Annotated in this window: 2 protein-coding genes and 2 pseudogenes; all 4 read left to right on the top strand. The window is 39.9% G+C overall.

The genetic code is table 11. The features are described 5' to 3' along the window. A partial coding sequence (locus SMIDD26_RS12995; protein ID WP_246746949.1) for an ABC transporter substrate-binding protein occupies positions 1 to 1,161 on the top strand: 1,161 nt, incomplete at its 5' end. 313 nt (positions 1,162 to 1,474) lie between these two features. Continuing rightward, positions 1,475 to 1,930, top strand: a complete 456-nt coding sequence (locus SMIDD26_RS06255) for a hypothetical protein (protein WP_061439551.1) — start codon at positions 1,475 to 1,477, stop codon at positions 1,928 to 1,930. Positions 1,931 to 2,094: 164 nt separating this feature from the next. Beyond that, positions 2,095 to 3,196: pseudogene (locus tag SMIDD26_RS06250) on the top strand (cystathionine gamma-synthase). A 7-nt stretch (positions 3,197 to 3,203) separates the two neighbouring features. Then, positions 3,204 to 3,509 (top strand): annotated as a pseudogene (locus SMIDD26_RS06245) (cysteine desulfurase); the annotation flags it as partial.

Genomic DNA, 3,509 nt, shown 5'->3' with positions numbered 1-3,509 from the left:
GGGGCTTACAGTTATGCTCGTCTCTATCCAAACAGTTCAAGTTTTGAAGGGATTAAAGAAAAATACAAAGATGATATCATCTACAGTATGCAGGATGCTACGTCTTATTACTGGAATTTTAACCTAGATAGACAAGCTTATAAATTTACTTCTAAGACGACCGACATTGAAAAGAAATCAACTCAGGAAGCAGTTCTTAATAAAAACTTCCGTCAAGCCATTAACTTTGCTTATGATCGTACCTCCTATGGGGCTCAGACTCAGGGAGAAGACGGAGCGACTAAGATTTTGCGTAACTTGGTTGTTCCTCCAACCTTTGTAAGTATCAAAGGAAAAGATTTTGGTGAAGTAGTAGCCTCTAAGATGGTCAATTATGGTAAGGAATGGCAAGGCATCAACTTTGCGGATGGTCAAGACCCTTACTACAATCCTGAGAAAGCCAAGGCTAAATTTGCTGAGGCCAAGAAAGAGCTAGAAGCCAAGGGAGTAACCTTCCCTATTCATTTGGACACGATAGTTGACCAAGCTTCTAAGAAGGGGATTCAAGAAGTAAGCTCTATGAAGCAATCTATTGAAGCAGCTTTAGGTACGGAGAACGTCGTTATCGATATCCAACAGTTATCAACAGAGGACCATGATAACTCAAGTTACCTTGCTCAGACTGCTGCTCAGAAAGACTACGACCTTTACAATGGTGGTTGGAGTGCGGACTATCTCGATCCATCTAGCTATCTTGATATCTTTAGCGTCAAGAATGGTGGGGTTCTACAAAATCTTGGACTAGAGCCTGGTGAAGACAATGACAAGGCTAAGGCAGTTGGACTTGACACTTATACTCAAATGTTGGAAGAGGCTAATAAGGAGCAAGACCCAGCCAAACGTTATGAAAAGTATGCTGATATTCAAGCATGGTTGATAGATAGTTCTTTAGCGATTCCAAATGTTTCATTAGGTGGAACACCTGGATTGAGAAAACTCGTTCCTTTCTCAGCACCTTATTCATTGGCTGGTAATAAAGGGGTTGAATCCTATAAATACCTCAAAGTACAAGATAAGATTGTCACAACAGACGAATATGCAAAAGCCAGAGAAAAATGGTTTAAAGAAAAAGAAGAATCTAATAAAAAAGCCCAAGAAGAATTGGCAAAACATGTCAAATAAGGATTTTTCAAGAAAAACGATGGTTTCGAAGGAAGCTGTCGTTTTTTAATAGAATGATAGTAAATTTGGAAGAAAAATCTCACATTTTTTTCTTTGTTTCTTGAGTTTATGTTATAATGAATATAACATAAATGTGAGACGCTATTTTCGAAAATCTACCCAATGTTGATTGAAGTATGCATATGCTAGGGTAATGTTATAGGAGGGATGCCGTCTACTGAAAAAGTAAGATAAAACGCAACAAATGATAAGTTCTTCTTTTATGTGAAGAGTCCTTATCTGCCTATTTACTAATCGTTATGGAGGTAACATCATGGGCGCTATTATGGAGTTTGCAACAGAAAAACAGATTGCATCATTTCTTTCAACTTGTCGCATTGAAGGGCAAAAGAATTTTCTGATGGCTTTCAAGAAAAAGACATGGTTCAAATCCTTTATTGATTTTTTCATTATAGGTGGTTCCTACTATGTTCAGTCGAGTGTGAAGCCTAAGATTCTGGCATTCACGCCTAAGGGAATCTACTTGATGGACATCAGTGATGTAACTGAAAATCGTTCTAATCAAGTCGTAGAGATGCTTTGGAATCAAGTTCAAGATTTTACTTATAAGACAGTTTTGAATACAGTTAGGTTGAACTGGCACTATCAAAATGAAAACTACATTTTTTCCGTGGATGTCGGTCAGATTAGTCAGCATGTGGGCCAATATCAATTTAACAAAGAGCATTATGACTATTTAGCCCAACAGGATTTCTTTCAGTCTAAGTAAGCCCTAGCAATCATCGTCACAAAAGAATCTGGAAAGTTTTCTGGATTCTTTTTAGTTTTACTAGCTAAGTCTATAGTTTGAAACTATAACTAGCTCTTGAAAAGAAGAAAATGAGTTGATGAAAATAAGTGGTACAATAGTTACTATAGATTTGGAGGTATTGTATGAGCAAGGAATTACACATTAACACAATTTTGGCCCAGGCGGGTATCAAATCAGATGAAGCGACAGGTGCATTGGTGACACCGCTTCATTTTTCAACGACTTATCAGCATCCAGAGTTTGGTCAGTCAACTGGCTTTGACTATACGCGTACTAAAAACCCAACTCGTAGTAAGGCTGAGGAAGTCTTGGCAGCTATTGAATCAGCAGACTATGCTCTAGCGACTAGCTCAGGGATGTCAGCAATTGTATTGGCCTTTAGCGTCTTTCCAGTAGGTAGTAAGGTTTTAGCAGTGCGTGACCTTTATGGTGGTTCTTTCCGCTGGTTCAATCAAGTGGAGCAGGAAGGCCGTTTCCATTTTACTTATGCCAATACAGAAGAAGAGTTGATTGCTGAGTTAGAAAAGGACGTGGATGTTCTCTATATCGAAACGCCAACCAATCCCTTGATGTTGGAATTTGATATCGAAAAACTAGCCAAATTGGCTCATGCTAAGGGTGCCAAAGTGGTGGTGGACAATACCTTCTACAGCCCAATTTACCAACGTCCGATTGAAGATGGGGCAGATATCGTTCTTCATTCAGCGACTAAGTATCTAGCAGGGCACAATGATGTCTTGGCTGGAGTGGTTGTGACCAATAGTTTAGAACTATACGAGAAACTCTTTTACAATCTCAATACGACAGGAGCAGTCTTGTCTCCATTTGACAGTTATCAATTGATTCGTGGTCTCAAGACCTTGTCTCTTCGTATGGAGCGCTCAACAGCTAACGCCAAAGAAGTGGTTGCCTTTTTGAAGGATTCTCCAGCAGTTAAGGAAGTTCTCTACACTGGTCGAGGGGGGAGTGATTTCCTTTTAAACGTTAAGCGGAGTGAAACACGTATTCCTCATGTTTTGTAACAGTCTCAAGGTCTTCTCTTTGACGGAAAGTTTAGGTGGGGTAGAAAGTCTCATTACTTATCCAACGACGCAAACTCACGCTGATATTCCAGCAGAAGTACGCCATTCTTATGGTTTGACAGATGATCTCTTGCGCTTGTCAATTGGGATTGAGGATGCTAGAGATTTGATTGCAGATTTGCGCCAAGCCTTGGAAGGATAAGATAAAGATGGGAAAATATGATTTTACAAGCCTGCCCAACCGTTTAGGGCACCATACCTATAAATGGAAAGAAACAGAAACGGATAGTGAAGTCCTACCAGCTTGGATAGCGGATATGGACTTTGTGGTCTTGCCTGAAATCCGCCAAGCCGTGCAAACTTATGCGGATCAACTGGTTTATGGCTATACCTATGCCAGTGAAGAGTTAATTAAGGAAGTTCAAAAGTGGGAGGCTACACAACACGGTTACCACTTTGACAAAGAAGCTCTTGTCTTTATCGAGGGTGTGGTACCAGCCATCTCAACAGCTATT

Origin of the sequence: Streptococcus mitis, assembly GCF_001579035.1 — a bacterium.
Classification (GTDB): Bacteria; Bacillota; Bacilli; order Lactobacillales; family Streptococcaceae; genus Streptococcus; species Streptococcus mitis_J.
The sequence above is the reverse complement of the archived record's forward strand: the minus strand, read 5'-3'. Positions and strand labels throughout refer to the sequence as shown.